At 63.8% G+C, this 18,935-nt stretch carries 21 protein-coding genes; 12 read left to right on the top strand and 9 right to left on the bottom strand.

What is annotated here, in order from left to right; translation table 11 throughout:
* Nucleotide 1 precedes the first annotated feature (1 nt).
* Complete coding sequence (locus DVK00_RS00915) at nt 2-1,222, bottom strand: PAS domain S-box protein (protein WP_101350515.1); 1,221 nt, start codon at nt 1,220-1,222, stop codon at nt 2-4.
* 109 nt (nt 1,223-1,331) lie between these two features.
* Here DVK00_RS00915 and DVK00_RS00910 point away from each other — a divergent pair, with 109 nt between their 5' ends.
* Complete coding sequence (locus DVK00_RS00910; protein WP_121535112.1) at nt 1,332-2,477, top strand: NAD(P)/FAD-dependent oxidoreductase; 1,146 nt, start codon at nt 1,332-1,334, stop codon at nt 2,475-2,477.
* A 135-nt stretch (nt 2,478-2,612) separates the two neighbouring features.
* Nucleotides 2,613-2,930 (top strand): RPA12/RPB9/RPC11 RNA polymerase family protein, encoded by a 318-nt coding sequence (locus tag DVK00_RS00905; protein WP_101350513.1) that lies wholly within the window; start codon nt 2,613-2,615, stop codon nt 2,928-2,930.
* Nucleotides 2,931-3,085: 155 nt separating this feature from the next.
* Here the strand turns inward: DVK00_RS00905 and DVK00_RS00900 are convergent, their stop codons facing one another.
* Nucleotides 3,086-4,066 carry a chemotaxis protein CheW gene (locus DVK00_RS00900; protein ID WP_121535111.1) on the bottom strand — a complete coding sequence of 327 codons (981 nt, stop codon included), beginning with the start codon at nt 4,064-4,066 and terminating at the stop codon, nt 3,086-3,088.
* Nucleotides 4,063-4,968 (bottom strand): ParA family protein, encoded by a 906-nt coding sequence (locus DVK00_RS00895; protein WP_121577104.1) that lies wholly within the window; start codon nt 4,966-4,968, stop codon nt 4,063-4,065. The genes DVK00_RS00900 and DVK00_RS00895 overlap by 4 nt, the downstream gene beginning before the upstream one ends.
* 170 nt (nt 4,969-5,138) lie before the next feature.
* Between DVK00_RS00895 and DVK00_RS00890 the strand changes: the two genes are divergently transcribed.
* Nucleotides 5,139-5,624, top strand: coding sequence for a FlaD/FlaE family flagellar protein (locus tag DVK00_RS00890; RefSeq protein ID WP_101350510.1), 486 nt, complete (start codon nt 5,139-5,141; stop codon nt 5,622-5,624).
* Between the two features lie 140 nt (nt 5,625-5,764).
* Nucleotides 5,765-6,859: a rod shape-determining protein gene (locus tag DVK00_RS00885; RefSeq protein ID WP_121577103.1), complete on the top strand. Its 1,095-nt coding sequence runs from the start codon at nt 5,765-5,767 to the stop codon at nt 6,857-6,859.
* Here DVK00_RS00885 and DVK00_RS00880 read toward each other — a convergent pair.
* Nucleotides 6,856-7,041 (bottom strand): hypothetical protein, encoded by a 186-nt coding sequence (locus tag DVK00_RS00880; RefSeq protein ID WP_101350508.1) that lies wholly within the window; start codon nt 7,039-7,041, stop codon nt 6,856-6,858. The two genes, DVK00_RS00885 and DVK00_RS00880, sit on opposite strands and share 4 nt — an antisense overlap.
* A gap of 237 nt (nt 7,042-7,278) precedes the next feature.
* On the opposite strand from DVK00_RS00880, the gene DVK00_RS00875 reads away from it, so the two are divergent.
* The 3 genes from DVK00_RS00875 (at nt 7,279) to DVK00_RS00870 (ending at nt 11,429) form a co-directional block, all read left to right on the top strand.
* A complete protein-coding gene (locus tag DVK00_RS00875; RefSeq protein WP_233560743.1) occupies nt 7,279-8,739 on the top strand; it encodes a hypothetical protein in 1,461 nt (486 codons plus the stop codon).
* Between the two features lie 210 nt (nt 8,740-8,949).
* Nucleotides 8,950-9,084, top strand: a complete 135-nt coding sequence (locus DVK00_RS22170) for a hypothetical protein (protein WP_023843340.1) — start codon at nt 8,950-8,952, stop codon at nt 9,082-9,084.
* A gap of 233 nt (nt 9,085-9,317) precedes the next feature.
* Entirely contained in the window at nt 9,318-11,429 is a 2,112-nt protein-coding gene (locus tag DVK00_RS00870) for a glycoside hydrolase family 32 protein (protein WP_101350506.1), read from the top strand.
* A gap of 30 nt (nt 11,430-11,459) precedes the next feature.
* Here the strand turns inward: DVK00_RS00870 and DVK00_RS00865 are convergent, their stop codons facing one another.
* Nucleotides 11,460-12,791, bottom strand: a complete 1,332-nt coding sequence (locus DVK00_RS00865; protein ID WP_121577101.1) for a glycoside hydrolase family 68 protein — start codon at nt 12,789-12,791, stop codon at nt 11,460-11,462.
* Between the two features lie 144 nt (nt 12,792-12,935).
* Nucleotides 12,936-13,163 (bottom strand): hypothetical protein, encoded by a 228-nt coding sequence (locus DVK00_RS00860; protein WP_232794466.1) that lies wholly within the window; start codon nt 13,161-13,163, stop codon nt 12,936-12,938.
* 151 nt (nt 13,164-13,314) lie between these two features.
* Between DVK00_RS00860 and DVK00_RS00855 the strand changes: the two genes are divergently transcribed.
* On the top strand, nt 13,315-14,361 hold the full coding sequence (locus tag DVK00_RS00855) for a phytoene/squalene synthase family protein (RefSeq protein WP_053968971.1): 1,047 nt from the start codon (nt 13,315-13,317) through the stop codon (nt 14,359-14,361).
* 74 nt (nt 14,362-14,435) lie between these two features.
* Here DVK00_RS00855 and DVK00_RS00850 read toward each other — a convergent pair whose 3' ends face one another.
* Complete coding sequence (locus DVK00_RS00850) at nt 14,436-14,894, bottom strand: DUF6653 family protein (protein ID WP_121535109.1); 459 nt, start codon at nt 14,892-14,894, stop codon at nt 14,436-14,438.
* Between the two features lie 107 nt (nt 14,895-15,001).
* Between DVK00_RS00850 and DVK00_RS00845 the strand changes: the two genes are divergently transcribed.
* The 4 genes from DVK00_RS00845 to DVK00_RS00830 all read left to right on the top strand — a co-directional run bounded on the left by DVK00_RS00845 (nt 15,002) and on the right by DVK00_RS00830 (nt 17,793).
* Nucleotides 15,002-16,243, top strand: coding sequence for a hypothetical protein (locus DVK00_RS00845; protein WP_101350503.1), 1,242 nt, complete (start codon nt 15,002-15,004; stop codon nt 16,241-16,243).
* Nucleotides 16,244-16,296: 53 nt separating this feature from the next.
* Nucleotides 16,297-16,674, top strand: a complete 378-nt coding sequence (locus DVK00_RS00840; RefSeq protein ID WP_121577100.1) for a hypothetical protein — start codon at nt 16,297-16,299, stop codon at nt 16,672-16,674.
* A 53-nt stretch (nt 16,675-16,727) separates the two neighbouring features.
* Nucleotides 16,728-17,075, top strand: a complete 348-nt coding sequence (locus tag DVK00_RS00835) for a TRAM domain-containing protein (protein ID WP_101350501.1) — start codon at nt 16,728-16,730, stop codon at nt 17,073-17,075.
* Between the two features lie 103 nt (nt 17,076-17,178).
* Nucleotides 17,179-17,793: a TetR/AcrR family transcriptional regulator gene (locus tag DVK00_RS00830; protein ID WP_101350500.1), complete on the top strand. Its 615-nt coding sequence runs from the start codon at nt 17,179-17,181 to the stop codon at nt 17,791-17,793.
* A 20-nt stretch (nt 17,794-17,813) separates the two neighbouring features.
* Here the strand turns inward: DVK00_RS00830 and DVK00_RS00825 are convergent, their stop codons facing one another.
* Together DVK00_RS00825 and DVK00_RS00820 are read right to left on the bottom strand one after the other, a co-directional pair.
* Nucleotides 17,814-18,227, bottom strand: coding sequence for a DoxX family protein (locus tag DVK00_RS00825; protein WP_101350499.1), 414 nt, complete (start codon nt 18,225-18,227; stop codon nt 17,814-17,816).
* A gap of 94 nt (nt 18,228-18,321) precedes the next feature.
* Nucleotides 18,322-18,882: an NAD(P)/FAD-dependent oxidoreductase gene (locus DVK00_RS00820; RefSeq protein WP_101350498.1), complete on the bottom strand. Its 561-nt coding sequence runs from the start codon at nt 18,880-18,882 to the stop codon at nt 18,322-18,324.
* Between the last annotated feature and the right edge of the window lie 53 nt (nt 18,883-18,935).

Genomic DNA, 18,935 nt, shown 5'->3' with positions numbered 1-18,935 from the left:
GTCAGTCGACTGGCCGCCGGAGGCGGATCTCGACTTCGGTCCCGCCGAACCGGCTCTCCGAAACCGAGATCGACCCATCAGACTCCCGGACGATCCACTGCGTGAGCCACAGCCCCGTGCCCGTGCTGTGCGCGAGCGGTGTCTCTGTTCCAGTTGTGAGGACCGACTGCTCCGTATCAGGAAGCCCCGGACCGTTGTCAGCTATCCGGAAGATGACGCGGTCGCTTCCGCTCGCTGGCTCGGCAGTCACATCGATACGGGGCGTCTCAGCGTCGTTGTGTTCCACTGCGTTGTCGAGGACGTTGTCGAGCGCATACGGGAGCAGTTCGTGACCGACAACGCGGCCCGTGACGCGCACGTCTTGCCGAAGGGCAAGGGTCGCTTGCTCGGTCCGCAGACGGCCGATCCGGTCACAGAGCAGTGCGCTCGGGTCGAAGGTTCGCCGTTCCGTCTCGTCGCTGTGTTGCAGTTGCTCAATCTGCTGTGCGGCCTCGCTCAGACTACGGATATCTTCGATACGGTCCGCGATGATATCGATATGTTCACTCTGGCGTTCGTCGCTGAGCAGGTCCAGATGCCCGCGGATGACAGTCACGTCGTTACGGATGTTATGCCGAAACAGGCGGTTGAGGACCATGAGCCGCTGCTCGCGTTGTTTCTGCTCCGAGATGTCGGTGACAAACAACGACGCACCGTCTGTACTCTCGCCGGCGAGCGGCGCTCCCCACAACTGCACGTCGAGCGTCGACCCGTTGGCGTGCCGGTGGGAGGATTCAACGCCGGTGAGCGACTCTCCGGAGACGAGAGAGGATAGCAGGTCGTCGAGTGTCGCTGGCGACTCCGCAAGCGTCTCGGCGTACGAACGGCCGGTCACCCGACTCTCGTTCCAGCCGAACAGTCGCTCGGCACCGTCGCTCCAGAACTGAATCGACCTGTCCGCGTCGATTACGACCACCGCGGCAGGGATTGACTGCACGATAGCCGAAAACCGTTCTACCAGCGAGCCGACCGAGTTCGCCAGTATCTCGACTTCCGCATCGCGGTCGAGTCGGGCGTCTAACAGCGCCAGTAGTTCAGACAGCAACGTCCGCGAAAGCGCTTCCCGCTCCCGGACCGCGCTGTCTTGGTACACTTCCAACAACGCTTCACGTGTCTCTGTCCGCCCCTCCTCAGCAAGGGACGCAAACAGTTCGCCGACAAGTAACTCGGCACCGTCGTCCATTTTAGGCTAGCCTAATCAGAAGAGTGCATGAATATAAATGGTATGATGATCGCTCGCCTGTCTGTCCCATGGAGGCAGGCCTTTCAGCGTCTAGCTCCAAGCGAACGGTATGCGTGTCGCCGTTCTCGGAGCCGGGTACGCCGGGCTCACGCTCGCCAGAAAGCTCCAACAGATACTCCCCGATAGCGTCTCGCTGGTCGTCGTCGACGAACAGTCCGAGCATCTCGTTCAGCACGAACTCCACCGGGTCGTCCGGCGGCCGTCGCTGGCCGAGGAAATTACCGTCGACCTCGACGCCGTTCTGGACTGTGAAATCCGACAGGCGACGGTCACCGATGTCGACCCTGATGCCGGCGTTGCGACGCTGGACGAGTCGGAGACGCTGTCCTACGACGTGGGGGCGGTGTGTCTCGGCGCGCAGACGGCGTTCTATGACCTCCCGGGTGTGCGCGAGCACGCGACGCCGCTGAAGCGCCTCGATGACGCGCGCGCGATCCGCGAGCGGTTCCACACCCTCAGTGACGGCGACCGCGTGGTCGTCGGCGGCGCTGGCCTGTCGGGCGTGCAGGTGGCCGGCGAACTGGCCGAGATGCGCGAGGACAGTGATATCGAGATCCGCTTGCTCGAACAGGAAGACGCCGTGGCACCGTCGTTCCCCCCGTCGTTTCAGTCGGCGGTCCACGACGCGCTGGTCGACGCCGGCGTGACAGTCATGACCGGGACCGGCGTGGCTGGAGCCGACGCCGACGCCATTTCGCTCGCGGACGGCTCGGACCTGCCGATGGACCAGTTCGTCTGGACCGGCGGTATCGAGGGGTCACCGGCGCTCGATTCCGACCGGCCCGTCGTCCGGGCGGACCTCCGACTCGGCGAGTCCACCTTCGCGGTCGGCGACGCGGCCCGGGTCGTCGACAGCGACGGCGAGGCCGTGCCGGCGAGCGCGGCGGCGGCCATCCGCGAGGCCCGCGTCGCCGCTGACAACATCGGAACACTCGTCGAACGGTCACAGGGTGGCCACGGCGAGTTCCAGCCCCGGCTGACCCAGTACCAGTTCAACGTGCCGGGCTGGCTCGTCTCGGTCGGCGACGACGCCGTGGCGAAGGTCGGCCCCTCTGTCCTCACCGGCGGGGCCGCGCTGGCGCTCAAGACGACCGTGGGCGCAGGCTATCTCGGGACGGTGGGTGCCGTCCAGAACGCGGTCGATCTCGTCAGCGAAGAACTGGACCTCCACGGCGAGAAGCCGGACAGTGAGTAAGGGGCGGGAAAACGGCCCGGATACCCCTCTCAAAGACGCGAGATTTTCACGGCCGTCAGCATGAGCGGGTACCTGAAACCCACGGGGGAGCGGAAGTTAACACATATATCCGACACCCGTGTATCCCGACGTTATATGCAATTCTGTGACGAGTGTGGCTCGGTAATGCACACGGAGGGCGACACCTGGGTGTGTCGCTCCTGTGAAAACGAGGAACCCCGGGACTCGCAGGCAGAAGCGGCGATGGCGACCCAGGATGCACAGCGGGACGACGGGGCACCCGCCGTGGCCGACGCGACGCAGGACGCTACCGAGACGATGCAGGAGCCCTGTCCGGCGGACGACTGCGACAGCGACCAGGCCTACTACGAGATGCTGCCGAAGCCGGGCGGCTCCTACGAGGTTCGGCTATTCACCTGTGTCGAGTGCGGCCACAAGTGGCGCGAGTCCTGATGGCGCGTCTCGCGAACCCCGTTCTTGTCGGTCAGTGAGTAGCCGATCCAAGGTCTCCGACATGAGAAGCGGAGCCGCTGTGCTGGGCGGACTCTCTCTGCGGTCCGGCAGCTATTCCGTCATGAGGGGATGCAATCAAGCTGAAAACAGTAGCGTCAGTCCTCGCCGTCCGCGGTTGCGTTCCCGAGAACGTCGTCGGGTTCGATCCAGATGACGAACTCGTCCTCGTCGTCACGGTCGACGACGCCGTTGATGTACTCGCCGTCGACCGGGGCGGTGTTCACTTCGGACTCGGCGACGGGGACGACCTGCCGGACCTCGTCGACGATCCAGCCCATCGCACCCTGTTCCTCGAACACGCCTGCGTCGAAGACGACGATGAGATTCTCGGTCCCGTCGCTGTCGATGTCCATCATCACCTTGGGGTTGAGAATCGTCGTAATCTGGCCCCGGAGGTCGACGACGCCCTCGACGTAGTCCTCGGTATTTGGGACGCGAGTGACCGTTTCGCGCTTGACGATCTCCTCGACGTAGTCGATGTCGAGACAGTAGTACTCGTCACCGAGCGCGAACTCGAGTACCCGGACCAGCTCTTCTGTCTGGGTCGCGTCGTCATCGATAGCCGCGGCGCGAGCGCCACCTTCGGTCGTGGCGGTGTTGTCCGACGCCATCGCCTCCTCGATGAGTTCCTGGTCCGGCAACTCGACGCCGGTCGGCCCCTGCATCGGGCTGGCCGAGGCCGAAAGGTCGTCTGTCGGCTGGTCGGCAACACCGGCGTCGACGTTCTCACCGGTCATCTGTGCGGAGGCCTCGGCCGCTCGCTGTGCGGCGGCCATCGCGTCAGTATCGGTCTGGGCAGTGGTTGCGCCGTCGGCGTTCGTATCGCTGCCGTTGTCGTCAGGAGTCTGTCCATCGGCCGCCGCTTCCTCAGGCGCGTCGTCGCTCTGGGCGGCCGACGGTTCCGCGTCACCGGCCCTGACCGGCGTCTCCTCGTTTCCGCTGTCGTCGGAGTGGTCACTGGACCCATCCGCGGAGTCATCGTCCGTCTCCTCGGTGTCGTCGGTAGTCTCTGCTTTGTTCCCCTCGCGCATCTGTCGGATGCGCTCCGCTCTGTCCATACGTTCGTCGTCACTCATGCTGGTACCTCTGTGTCGGTAAAGCCGAACTGCTTGTCGAGTTCTGCGGCGATGTCCTCGAAGACAGCCGCCATATCACACGATTCCTCTGTCGCGAAAATCGATTGGCCGGCGCTGAACGCGCGCTGGAGCGCGACCCGCTTGCGGACCTCCCAGACGGGACTGTCCGGGAATGCCATGTTGAACCATTCGAGCATCGTCTCGTCCTCGGATGTCGTTTCGACCCGGTTGGCGACGACGCCGAGCGTGTTGATCGACGCGTCGGTCTGGCGCTCCATCGCGGCCATCTGGTCCATCAGCAGTTCGATGGCTCGCTCGGAGGTCGCTTCAGTCAGCGCGGGAATGAGGACGTTCTGTGCGGCGTACATACCGGTGTCGGTCAGCTTCCCGTAGAACGGCGGGCAATCGATGATAACGTAGTCGTACTCGGCGTCGAGCGTCGACAGCGCCCGGTCGAGCGTGTCGAGCGCGTGTGACCCCGTGACCATCTCTGGCGTGATGTTGATCGCGAACGAGGCCAGCGCGGCCTGGTCGATATCCCCGCCTTGGGTGTTGACCCGGGCGATGAGGTCGGCGATGGTCAGTTCGTGCTCGGCCTGGAGCATATCGATGCTGGAGGGGATCACGTCCATCTCCTCACCCTTGCAGATGAGGTCACCCAGCGCCGATGGGTCACCAGTCAGTGCGTCGAACAGCGTCGGCGGGTCGGCGTCGTACGCCTCGACGAGACCGACGCCTTCCGTGGCGTTGCCCTGTGGGTCGAGGTCGATAAAGAGGACGTCCCGGCCGCGGTCGTTCAGTGCACCGGCTACGTTGATAGCAACTGTCGTCTTTCCGGTCCCGCCTTTCGCGTTGGTCACACAGAAGCGGGCTGGACCGGTTTCTGATTGCCGGTTCATCATCCAAGTATCCACAGGTCGACTCCGAGCCACTATAAAAATGTGGTCCCGATTATCAACCTCGCAACTGGGGGACGGAACGCGGACGAGACCGAAATGCCCGCGAGCGTGTGCATGACGGCCGTCTGACGGTGTGCAAGATTTATGATTGTGTAGATTGAAGGGTCAGTATCATGACCATCAACCCGCGTGATTACGACCTCGACGAGTTACGGAAGATGGCTCGTCAGCGGGGCAACGGGATGGGCGACGAGGACGTTCCGGACCCGACAGATCTCGACATGGGGCTCGACGACTCCGACGAAGAGGTGCTTGCGGGGAGTTCGTTCCGTTCCGGGCTCTACCGTGAACTCCTGCCGTTCCTCGGTGGTGACGCACAGGAGAAACCCTATCTCGAAGCGCTGCCCGAGACCTACGCCGCAGAGTTCGTGGTCTTCGAGTGGCTGGAGTTCCTGCTGATGCACTCCGGGTATCAGGGGGCCGACGAAGCGCTCGATTACTACCGCTCTATCGACTGGATCACCGAGGACGTACAGGACGACCTCTCGGACTATCTGCTCGGCATCGACGAGTCGGCGACCAACGACGACAACGAGCTGAGCGTCGACGACCACATGCTGAGCCTCGTCTACATCGCGAAGCTCACCGCGATGACATAACGCTCGTTTTCAGCAGCAGTTCTTTCCGTCACATTCCTGATATCGAGGATGCTGCAGTATCAGTCACCCGAGGGGGCAGCTATCAGTCCTGAATACTAGGGAGAGGATATATATCGGGCGGTCGACAAGGACGACCGTATATGAGTGACGAGGATGCGGACGACGACACCGGGTCCGAATCAGACGCCGGTGTGTCGTCAAGCGGCGCTGCCGCTGTTCCGGTCGGGGTCAAGCTCGGGAGTACCCGGACCGTCATTGCCCTGCCGGGCGAACACGGCACGGAGAACCGGATCATCAAGACACTGACCTGCATGGCGACGTACGAGGACGCCCTGACCGGTGAGGAGAAAATCCTCTACGGCGAGGAAGCGGCCCGCGAGTATCCGGATCGCGTCGAGTACATGCTCCGGTCGGGACTGCCCGAGGACGCCGACCGGGCCGAGATGACCAAGACGTTCTTCGAGGCGATCATCGAGGAACACGACATCCCGGCAAACAGCGGCGTCGTGTACGCTATTCCAACCATCGACAATCCGACTGGGCTGGGGAACCTCCAGAACGTCATCGAGAACTCCTCGATCGGGCTGGAACTCGTCGAGAGCTATCCAGAGTCACTGTGTGGCTCCATCCCGGCCTTCGGCGACGACCTCGAAGCCATCGACGAGATATTCGTCGCTGTCAACATGGGGTCAACGAACCTCGAAGCCTCTGCGTACCGCCGCGGCGAACAACTTTCGCCGTTCACGACGGGCGCAGTGACCGGGAACGAGGTCGACCGGATGATCGCCAACTACGTCGAAGAAGAGACGCAGGGCCGTGTCAACATAGACAACCAGACTGCTCGCGAATACAAGGAGGAGCACGCCGACTTCGTCGATTTCGAGCCGTTCACGGACATCATCCAGCAGCCCGGCGGCGGCTCACACGAGTTCACCATCGAGCGCTCTGTGATGGACGCGGTCAACGAGTACCTCGACGACGCCGTCGACGAACTGGCGAACACGTTCCTGCCGGAGCTGGCAAACGACTACATGAAAGTGTACCAGCTAGCACTGGACCGGCCGATCGCCATCACCGGCGGCATGGCCTGCATTCCCGGTATCGTCGACGAGTTCGAGGAGCGACTCAGCGCGGAACTGAACCGCGATATCGAAGTCATCGCCGCCGACGAACCGGACATCGCACCGACTATCGGCGCACAGCGGATCGCGGCGCGTCTCGTCGAGACCAACTAGGGATTCCGCCAGCAGTCCAGCCACTGTGCGATTCTGGGCTCGGACTGTGCCATTTTGTGACCGCGACCAGTCGAGAGCAGTTCGAATACGTCAGTGTCGATTCCGAGGCCGGTCGCGTCAGTTGCGAGGTCACCACCCCGTCGCTTCTGAGACGGACTCCCGCTGAGACGAGTACGTGGCATATGCTCGGCTATGCGAGCATGACACCTAAAGTCAAGTCAGACAGCCGTCTGCCGGCTGACGGACGGCGTGGCGAGATACGCGGGATATCGACGGCCGCGGCCTGACGGGAACGCGACAGCGCAATTCAGGTGAAGACTGCAGTAATTTACTACACCAGTATCAGAATTCATAAGTCAAACTCAAGTCTTCAGGTGTATTTTGCTCCGGTAATGGGAAAAATTATCAAATTAAATAATTTGGAGGATCCACCTGATATCCTCACCCGCACCGGTCCGGGCGGGCTCTTCTCGACCGGCTATCTCCACGACGAGCCAGCACTGGCAGCCGTCGACGACGACGAGACCCCACGGTTCGCTCTCACCAGCCGCAAACACGGCGTCGAACTCGGTACGTCGAAGTCTGGCGAGACGGTGCAGCCGGGCAGCAACTACCGCATGATCGGCGTCGTGACGGACAGGCGACTCATCGTGCTAGTGGGAAACGACGACGGCGACAGGCGGTTCGCCGTCCCACACGTCGATATCGATCAGGTCGCGGGAGACCACTCGCTGGGCCACGGTCAGATCACGCTCCGGCGGTGTGGTGGGACGGAGTGGCGGGTTCACTGTGGCAAACAGGGAATCGTCGACCTGACCGCGTATCTTTCCCATGCGTCACAGGCGTGGGTTCGCGTCGAGAATATCTTGGACGAGGTCAAGCGGATGCTCGTGAGAGCAACAGAACAGCGCGATCAAGGGGACTACGAGCAGGCACTGGCGACGGTGCTGGAAGCCGGGGACCGCCTTGACGTGGCCGGTGAAACGGCCACGGAGTTCGGGCCGTCCGACGATGCGAACGCGCTCGAAGACCGCGTTACCACGGTGCGAGAACGCCACACTGCGACACTCGCGGAGGTCCGTCGCAGCCGCGCTCGACGGGCAGTCGACACCGGTGAGCAGCGCTGGCGAGGGCGCGAATTCGAGGCGGCGTACGACGCCTACGAGGTGGCGCGAGCGGAGTATGACGAGATTCTCTCACTTCCGACCGAGGGCGTTCCAGAACTTGCCGACATCCGTGCCGAGCGTGACCGACTCGAAACGGTCATCGATGACCTCGAACAGTCGCCGCTGCGCACTGCGGCTGCAGCCGACAACGAGGCTGTCGCGGCGCAGGACCCCGCTGTTGCCGCCAAACACTGGGCCGAGGCGCTCGAAGCCTACCGAAACGTCCTCGAGCTCGACTGGGGGGCGGATGAACGCCGGTTCGCTGGCGACCCTGAGCGGGTCCGGGACCGACTGGGGACCGTCGCGGAGCACCTCGTCACCGCGCGACGGGCGGTTGCGACGGACGCGATGGAGGCAGGGGACTGGTACGCCGACGCCAGCCAGCCCGACGCCGCGTTAGCGGAGTACAAGACGGCAAAAGCGGCGTTCGAAACTGCCCTCGCAGACGCCAGAGACTGTTATCCGGACGCCATCGACCACCTGGAAGCGGAACTCGATGCCGTGGAACAGCGGCTTTCGAGGGCGAAAGTCAGACTCGATGGCGACCCCGTCGACGTGGACGACCGCTTCGTCGGGACTGAGACGACGCCGGACCCGGACATAACGACCGCTGACGAGCGCTCGCTGTCGCCGACTGACACGACCGACCGCTCGGATATCGAGGACGGTAGCACCGACCCGAAAATCGACCCTACGGGACACGGCGGGTCGTAGTCCCAGCCAGCCACGCGCTCTCAGCTACCCGTCGATTGTCTGTTCGCTCTGGAGAACTGTGTCGCGGTGGCGCTGTCGACACAGACGGGAGCTTCTGATCCGATCCATGTGAGGAGATAGCACAATTCAGCCGTGTCAGGCCGTCTCCCGCCCGGGCCGACCATGTGCAGGAGAAAATTTATATCCCATAGTAGAATATATACAATTATAATGGATTGCACCAACTGTGGCACGCGGATGTCATACAACGATCAGACGACAAAGCTCACCGAGTTCGTCTGTCCCAGTTGTCATGAGACCGTCATCGACTGGAAGGCCGAGGCCCGCAACGCTCGCGTCCACTGACCGGCTCTGCTCGCTTTTTCATCGATAGTCCGCTGTCAGCTACTGCTCTGGCTGTTAGCCCTCCCTGACTGTCTCTGTACACTGTCGCTGAGCGGGGTGAGGCTACGCTGTAGGCAGCCAGTGGGCTGCCGGATGGGTGCTGCCCACAGCAACGCCGCAATACACAATATCGTGCACATTCACTCAAAAACGATTGCCGAATGTTTTTATATTTCAGGCAGGGATAACGGGCAATGGCAGATTCGCCACGCATCGGCTGTCTCTACGCCGACACCTGTACGGACGAGCAGGCGTCGGCCTACGACTGGTGTCAGGAGACACTCGACGATGCCGAGCGGTGCGCACTCTCCTCTGTCGAACCCACCGAGTACGATGTCCTCTGGTGGCACCGGGACGAACTGTTCGACGGGCGAGCCCTTGCGGACGCGCCAGCGCTAGCCGCGTACGTCCGCGACGGCGGCTCGCTCCTGCTGACGCTGAGCGCGCTCTCGGCCGTCGAACCACTGGGATTCGAGGCGGTTGCGCCAGATGCGACCGGCTGGGAGGAGATCCCCGAGCCGACCGGCCACCTCTGGCAGGCCCTGTATGCCGACCACCCGATCCACGCGGACTACGACACCCTGCGCGTCCACACCCGCGGCCCGGGCGTGACGATTCCGTACGCGCGATACGAGTCCATCGCGCCACAGTCCGGGGACGTCCTCGCCAGCACGGTCCGGGGCGACACCGACGTGGTCAAACAGATGGCGGCCATCTCTTGGGAGCCCGGCGACGGGCAGGTGCTCGGGGTGGGCTCTTCGGTGGCGTTCGCCCAGCCGACCCACGACGTGTGTCGGGGCAACCGCGAGACGCTCATCGAGAACGCGCTGAGATTTCTGGCGACCGACGACCGGCATCCGCTGACTGGCCGTCCGAAGGATGCCGACACGTTTGGGCAGTTACGCAAGCGCCTCGACGACGACCCGTGCCGGCCGTCCTATCACGTCACCCCGCCCGCGAACTGGCTCAACGACCCGAACGGCCTCATCCACTGGAACGGTCGCTACCACCTGTTCTACCAGTACAACCCCGTCGGCCCGTTCCACAACACCATCCACTGGGGCCACGCGGTCAGCGACGACCTCGTCCACTGGGAGGACCGTCCGGTCGCGCTCACGCCCTCGCCCGACGGGCCTGACCGGGACGGCTGCTGGTCGGGCTGTGCGGTCGACGACGGCGGCGTCCCGACCGTGCTGTACACCGGCGGTCGGGACAAGCGCCAGCTCCCCTGTATCGCCACCGCCGCGGACGACGACCTCACGGCCTGGGACAAGGACCCGGACAACCCCATCATCGAGGAGCTGCCGGCCGAGCCGGAGGTGCTCCGCACCGAGCACTGGGAAGGGGAGTTCCGGGACCACTGCGTCTGGCGCGAGGACGGGACCTGGTATCAGCTCATCGGGGCCGGCATGGAGGGCGGCGGCGGCGCGGCCCTGCTGTACGAGTCCGCTGACCTCCGGGACTGGGAGTATCAGGGCCCGATCCTCACCGGCGACCGCGACACCGCCGGCACCGTCTGGGAGTGCCCGGAACTGCTGGATTTCGGCGACCGCCAGCTCCTGCACATCTCGAACTACGAGGACGTGGTGTACTTCCTGGGCACCTACGCGGACGGCGAGTTCGAGGTCGACCGCCGGGACAAGCTCGACCACGGCGACTTCTACGCCCCGCAGTCGATGTGGACCGACGACGGCCGCATCCTGACCTGGGGGTGGCTCCCCGAGGCCCGGGACGTGAGCGGGCAGTGGGACGCCGGCTGGTCGGGCGCGATGTCGCTGCCCCGTGAGCTGTCCCTAGCCGACGACGGCGGCCTCTGCCAGCGGCCGGCCCCGGAACTCACCGAGCTACGGGGCGAGCACACCGGCTACGACGTGGTGCGGCTCGGCGACGATGATAGCAAGGAGTTGCCGGTCGAGAGCCGGTCGTTCGAGCTTCGCGCCACGGTCCGTCTGGAGGACGCCGAAGCCGTCGAGCTGTCCGTCCTCGAATCGCCGGACGGCGAGGAGCGGACGCCAATCCGGTACACCTACGAGAGCGAGATCGCCGTCGACCGGTCGGCCTCGAGCACCGACCCTCAAGCGACCGGCGACACACAGTCGATGCGAGTCCAGCCCTACGACGCGCCGCTGTCGCTGCGCGTCTTCGTCGACGGCTCTGTCGTCGAGGTGTTCGCCAACGAACGGCACTGCCTGACCAGCCGCGTGTACCCGACCCGCGAGGACGCGACCGGTATCTCGCTGTCTGCCGAGGGCGGGCGCGCGACCGTCGCGTCGCTGGACGTCTGGGAACTGGACTCTGTCTGGTAAGCGGTATCCGCGAAAACGCCGCTGTGTCGGTTACTCTGACCCCGTCCGCGCGCCGTAGCTCCCGGTGCCGGCGTCGGCCCGTTGCCCGCGCCGAATCAGTTCCCGGTCTGTCGGCGGCAGTCCCTCGCCGTCCAGCGGGATGTGCCAGTGCCCGAGCGTTCCGATGATGCGCGTTCGGCTCCCCTCGACATCGAGCCGGAGCGTCGGGCCGAGCGAGCCGCCGAACCGGCGCATCTGCTCGGATTCGGACAGATGGGCGATTTCGTCCAGCGTCTCGCCGTCGAAGTCGTAGTAGTTGAAGAAGCTCTGGACAAGCACCTCGCCGTCGTGGGGAAACGCCATCCACGAGTAGGACTGGAACGGCGCGTTTTCGGGGTTCGTGGCGACGAGCCCCGACTCGTTCAGCGGGACGTACTCGCCCCGTAGCTCCTCAGCGACGAAGCCGTACAGCGCGTCGAACCCTTCGAGGCCCGGCGCGAAGGTGTGGAGGTGGCTGGAGACGAACAGGTAGTACAGGCCGTCCCGATACACGATGTGTGGCCGTTCGAGTTCCTGATTGACGCCCACAGCGTCCAGCAGTGGGTCTTCAAGCTCCCACGCCAGCGGGTCGCCGGTCGGCGAGCGAGCGATGCCCACGCTTCCGTTGAACTCCTGTAACGCGTCGTCGCCACCACAGATGTCGCTCCGCTCCAGAACCGGCGTGTTCGCCTCGAACAGGAGCCACGTCTCGCCCGTCTCCGGGTCCTCGAAGAACCACGGGTCGCGGAAGGTGTATATCATCCCGCGGGACTGGTCTTCGCGCTCGTAGCGTTCGCCGTCGGGCTGTAGCAGTTCGTGGTGGGTCCACGGACCCGAGAGTTCGAACCCGTCTGTCGTGTCGATGCTGCCGCCACCTGCACCGACAATACGCTGGGTGTATGTCAGGTCTTCGGCCCTCTCCTCGCCGGCCGCAGTGTAGAACAGATAGACGCTGCCGTCGTCGTCATACAGGGCGGACCCGGCCCACTGGCGCTGCCCCAGTGCGTCCTCGAACACCGGGCCAGCGTTGTGCCAGTTGCGACCGTCGTCAGAGTAGAAACAGCGGATGGTCGCCACGTCGTGGCGCTTGCCGGGTAGCAAGTCGGACGGAGCCGTCAGGGAAAAACAGACCCGGTAGCCGTCGACTGTCGCCAGCGTGCCGTCGCGGTTGCGGAGGAACCAGGTGTCCCAGATATGAACCTCGGGAATCTGTTCGGTTTCCGGCGGATAGACGATGGGGGCAACGGTGTCGTCGGTGCGCGCGATCCGACTCGCCTGCTCGCGTGTCCACCCGGCGCGTCCCCTCGTTCCGGGACGGCTCTCGCCGAGTGCCTCGTTTGTCATACCTCACGTTGGGCCGACCACGGCTATAAATGTTGTCAGGCGGGTACCACGGGTGTTGTATGAGAATTTTCCAATACGTGTGTTTCCGGGAGCAGACATGGCGAAAAAAACTGCTAGTGTGTAGTCAGGGAGCCGAACAGCACGTCACTCGCTTGAGTCCTCACTCCCGCTAACGCCCTCTGGGCCGGTGATATCGAGCGGCCGGACCCACTCGTACCAGATGAAGACGACGCCGAGGCCGTACCCCAGCGCCCAGACAGCGCTCCCGACCCAGGGGTAGCCAAGTGTGCTGAAGCCCCAGTTTGCGAGTCCCGGGAGGATGATCGCAGCAACGACCGTCAGCACCAACACTGCTGTATCCCGATTGTTCACGGTCGCAGCCCCCACGTTGCTGTGCCGTTCATACGTCGAGTTAGGCTCGGACACTCCTGAGTCTGTCGGAACACCGACCCGTGACCGGGTCGAGACTGACACCGTAGCCGTCCCATTTTTATCATCGTATGCCCTACCCCGGATGTCGGGAATGTCTCAGAACCACACAGACCGGTCGTCTTCGGAAGACATCGAGTGGTGCTACGATGCCGTCCATCGTGTGTCGCGGACGTTTAGTCTCACAATTTCGGAACTCAACGAACCGATGGCCCGGGACATCTGTCTGGGCTACCTCCTCTGTCGTGTGGCTGACACTATCGAGGACGCCGGTCATCTCCCTCCAGCGGTACAGACTGAACTCCTGCAGACGTACAGCCGCTCGCTCGAACCATCGAGCGGGACGACCGTGTCGTCGTTCCACGACGCTGTCGAAGAGTGGATCCCCACGACGACGAACGCCGACTGGGAAGTCGTCGAGAACGCGGGCCGCATCGTCGACGTGTTTCACACGCTCGACGACCACTCCACGCGGACGATCCGCGGGCCGGTCCGGGAACTCGTCGACGGGATGGCGATGTTCGTCGACCGCTACGCCGAGGCCGGCGGGCTTCGAATCAAGACGCTCGACGAACTCGAAGAGTACTGCTGGTACGCCGCGGGCACCGTCGGCACGCTGGTGACCGGACTGGTTTCCCACGAAGCCACCGACGAGCAGATCGCCCAGATGGAGGAAAACGCCCGGTCGTTCGCCCTGCTACTCCAGCTCGTCAACGTCGCCAAGGACGCCGCGACGGACATGGAAGAGGAGAACAACGTCTACCTCCCGCTGGAGTTGCTCCACGAGCAAGGACTCGATCACAGCGACGTGAGCAACACGGACAACGTCGACTCGCTGGTCCCCGTCATCGAGCAGGTAACCGAGCGAGCGGAGGGCTACCTCGACGACGCACAGGCGTGGCTCGAGGCCATGCCCGAAACCCGCGGCAACACGCTCTCTGCGTGGGCCATTCCGTTCCTGCTCGCGGTCGGCACGATTCGTGAGCTCCGTGAGCGACCTGCCGACGTTATCGAGCAGGGCAACGTCAAGATCTCCCGCGAGGAGGTCCACTCGGTGACACAGCAGTTCGGCGGCGACGGCGATCCCTCTATTGGGGAGTTGCGAGCCAAGATCCGCCAGCAGCCGCTCCACCAGTACTGACGACCAACAGAGACATTCCTCTTTTGCGGTCGCATCCGCAGGCCCCTGTCGGACGCGAACAGGCAGCCACTACCCTACCTATGTCCGTTTGTCTCTCCCTCACGCGCGTCGTACTTCTGGACGAGTTCGCGGAGCCACCAGAGCTTCAATCCCCCCATCGCAACCGTTGCGACTGCAGCGCTGACCGGCCGACGACGCCAGGCAGCGTACAGGGCGATAATCGACGCCAGCGCGCCGGCAGTGTTACAGACGTTCGGATAATCGAGGCCCATCGTTCCGCTGTCCTGCTCCCTGAGCCACCACCGCTCTGCCAGCACAGCACGGGTCATCCAGGCGTCCTCAGTCTCGGGCGGCGCGAATAGGACTGGGTTGACCAGCGTCCACAGGAAGGCCGCAGCCAGGAGACGCCAGTCCCGCTGATACACGGCGTACACGATGACAGCGCCGGTCGGCACACGCGACCAGCCGCTCTTGGGATTCGAATGCCGCGCCCAGAACCGGTCCTGTACGCTGTCTGGAAGTGGGACAGTCATATCATCCCCTTATCGTATCAGATAATAACAATACTGCCGGTGAGACCCAGAACAGGGGCTTCGAACGGGGACAGAACACTCATGTCCGCCCTGTGCGAACGCCGTCTATGGCCACAGCGGCGTCGGGACTCTCCGAGCCACAGGTACTCGCCCGGACGAAAGAGAGGCTATTTACCGACCGCGAGGACGCCTACGTCGTCGCGGACACGCAGTTCGCACAGCAGCGTTGGCTGGACGACACACCTATCGAGGCGTCCGTACAGGCGACGCTCGCGCCGTTCAACCACGTCCGGGTCGGGACCGGCTATCCCGACCTCGTTGGCGTACAGACGCTCTCGACGGACCTGCTGTCCGTCGACCGACTCGGTGACCGGCCGCCGCTCATCGCCGTCGAGGCGAAGGGCTACACCGGTGACGGTGCCATCGACACCGAGCGCGGGGTTGTGCAGGCACACGACCGGCTCAACGAGGCCAACGTGGCCTTCTTGGCTGCGCCTCAGAGCGGTATCTCAACCGCCGCCCGGACGATGGCCCGCGAGCTAAACGTCGGTGTGCTGGGCGTCAAATCCGGCGGCTCAGTCGCGGTTCTGGAACGGCCACGCGTGGTCGGCCACGGGTCGATGGATGCCGCTTCGGCGGTCCGGTTTCAGGCCAGTGCCCAGGGTGTCGCCGATCAGAACTTCGGACTCAACCATCCGAAGAACTACATCGCAGTGCCGTTGACGGTCTACCACGACGATGACGCACGGGACCTGCTTGCGTCCCACGTCGTCGGTGCCGTCGACGGGGCTATCGCCGGAGCGGCGTTTCTGAATCTGATCGAGACCGGTCAGGGCACACCCACGCTGACACCGCTGGGGCGGGAGGTGGTCAGGTTCGCGCTCCGGACGGTCGGCGACCTCGACGCCGCTCTGCAGCGGTTCGAGGACTGGCAGCGGTCCCGCCGGCGCTTCATCGATATCGCCCCACAGTGGGGGCAGCTTGTTCGCCGCGTCGTCTCCGACTACCCCGCCACGGAACTCCTGGTTGACGGGCTCTATGCCTGCCATCGAGATGGTTACGAGGCCCCGACGCTCGTCGAGTTCGTCGAGTACCTCCACGCGCTCCACCCGGAGTTCACCGTCGAACTGTTCCTCCGCGGCGACGAGGCGGTCCGCCAGCGGGTGCTGACCGGCGACGGGGACCTCCGCCGCGCAGAGCTGACCGACGGCAGCGTCTATCACTCACCCACCGTGTTCCAACTGAAGGCGATGTACTACCACGCTGGCATCGTGACAGCCCGCGGCGCGGAACCATCGAACCTCGACCCAGAGGCGGACGAGTGGGCGCTGTGCGACCCGATCACGTAGCGGTGTTGGTTCGCGCACAACGCTGAAACGTCGGTAGCTCCTATGTGTGCGTGATGGCCCGGACCCTGGAGCTCCCCAACGGCGACGTCGTCTCGGCGGACGACGTGTTCTGCTACAATGACTACCCCTACCGGCTCGTCTGGCTGGAGGACGATACCCACGAGTTCGCGCTCTCCCCGCTATACTGGGGCGACAGCGGCATGGACATCCCGTTCCGTGACCGGGAGGCGCTGGTCGACCAGTGGGAGGTCGATTCACAGGGGCAGATGACGGCTGAGGAGTGGGCGGACTGGCTCGACGACGCGACGGCGGACCCACGATTCAGCGACGACGAGGTCGCCTCGCTCGCGGCAGAGCTACCAACAGAGTGGGACTCAGGGAGCAGGGACTCGGATTCCAGCGGCGGAATCCTGGACCGTCTCGGACTGTAACGCTGTCGCCGGAGTCTGAAAGGTATTAATCCGTCCGTCCTGCAACGCTTGGCATGGAACCGACCTGGCTCGTCGCCGGTGGGGTGGCCCTCGCTGTGGGCCTCGTGCTGGCGTTCGCGATCACCCGTCGCTCAGAGAGCAGCGCATCGAAACGCGCTCACGAGGCCGCAAAGGAACGAGAACCACCTGTAGAGATCGGTGAGACCTACGAGTTTGGCATCAGCGAATTCAGCGACCACCACTCCGGCGACCGCGTCGCCGTCGGGAAAGTCGAGGGATTCGTCCTGTTCACGGAGGACGTGCCGTCGTCGGTGTCTGCTGGGGACGTGATCCGGGCGAAGGTGCTGTCGTTCAACCGGGGCCACACCTCCGCCGACGCTCGGTTCGTCGAACGTGCGTGAGCAGCGGCGGACACTCCCGGTGGAGCACGCGTCGGTCTGACGCTGGCTCAGCAATCCCGCCGGATGGAGAAACCGATATGTGCCTACCACGATAAAACAGGGCATGAGCGAATCGGACGGGCAGAGCACGCCACAGGACACCCGAGAGGTCATCATGGAGGCAACCTTTCGGGCGCTGAGCAAGCACGGCTACAAAGACTTGCGGGTCCGGGATATCGGCGAGGAAATGGAGATGTCCCGGCAGGTGATCCACTACCATTTCGACGGCAAGTACGACCTGATTTCGTCGTTTTTGGAGTATATTATCGACCAGTACGAGGGCAGCGTCGAGGTTGACGACGAAACCGACCCCCGGACGGAGCTTGATGTCCGCATCGATCGATGTCTGTTCGGTCCGGAGTTCGAGGACTTCTCGCACTGGGACCGGATGAAGGTGTACCACGAACTGTACGCCTACGCGCAAAACGACGCGGAGCACCGAGCGCTGTTCAACGAGCACTACGACCGCCTTCGAGAAAGCATCTCGACTGTCATCGAAGACGGAGTTGAGCAGGGCGCGTTTCGCGATGTCGATGCTGACTTGATGGGCCAGCTCATCACGGACGTGATTCACGCGGCCCGCGGCCGACGGATCGCGCTCGGCCACGAGGACGCACCCGACGAAGCCAAGCGGGCCGTCAACGACTTCATTCTCGACTCACTGTACCCGTCTCAGTAGATTGGGCCGAACAGCCAGCGTCAGAGGGGGCTGATGCCGACGCTGAGCGCCCATGTACCAGTTGCTGACGCGGCGACGACGAGTGCCCCGCCCGCGAGTGTCACGTTCTTCAGGAAACTGTTCAGTTCGTCCTGTCGGTCCTCGTCGGGCACGGCCCAGAAGTCGTGCATCGCGACCGCCGAGACGATGAGGAACGCGGCGAGACAGACCGCCGCGACGACTGGGAAGACGCCCACGGTTACACCGAGCCCACCGAGGATGAGGAGCCCACCTGACGCGAGGACGGAGAGTCGCGGCGCTGGGAGCCCCTTGTACTCGGCGTAACCGGCCATCTGTTCGGTCTGCGTGAAGTGACTCAGGCCAGTAAAGGCGAGGACGCCGCCGAAGAGGACACGACCGACAACGAGCAACACGACGTTGAGTTCGGGTGTCATCAGGCGCTCACCACCGACGGCACGCGAGCGTTTCCAACAGTGCGATTTGGGATAGTAGCGGCATTCATTGTGGGAGCCGAATCTGACTGCATCATTAGAGTTCCGGCACGTCTGACGGCATGTCGAAGTCGTGGTAGTACTCGCCTTTCTCTTTCGAGAGAATGTCGAGGACGGCGGCCGCGCCGTCACCGGCTGCGATGACCGCTTGCCACTTCTCCGCTCGGCCCATCGCACCGGTCGCGTAGACGTTCTCGACGGACGTTTCCATGTCGACAGTCACGTCGACGACGTCCTCGTCGGTGAACGCACAGCCGAGGTCCTCGGCGAGGCTCCGGTCGCCGCCGGTCGCCAGGACAACGTACTCCGCGGTGTACTCGTCCTCGTCCGTCGTCAGGACGAACCCGTCGTCGGTCTGCCCGATGCCGGTGACCTCCGTCTCGTGGAGCGTCGCACCTCGGTCGCGGGCCTGCCCGCGGGCGATGGTGAGGAACTCCTCGCCGCTAATGGACCGGACGGCGGGGTAATTGAACAGGTGCGCTTTGTGCATCCACGACTCGTCCGTATCGAAGGCGATCGTTTCGAGGTCGTTTTTCGCAGCGTACTGTGCCGCACTCAGACCGGCGGGACCACCGCCGACAACTGCAACATCTGCCATATGTCACGGCAGGGGTCGCCCGCAAAAGAGTCTTACCATTTGGTAAAAAAAAT

This window comes from Haloarcula sp. Atlit-47R, from assembly GCF_003665985.1.
GTDB classification, from domain to species: Archaea; Halobacteriota; Halobacteria; order Halobacteriales; family Haloarculaceae; genus Haloarcula; species Haloarcula taiwanensis.
The sequence above is the reverse complement of the archived record's forward strand: the minus strand, read 5'-3'. Positions and strand labels throughout refer to the sequence as shown.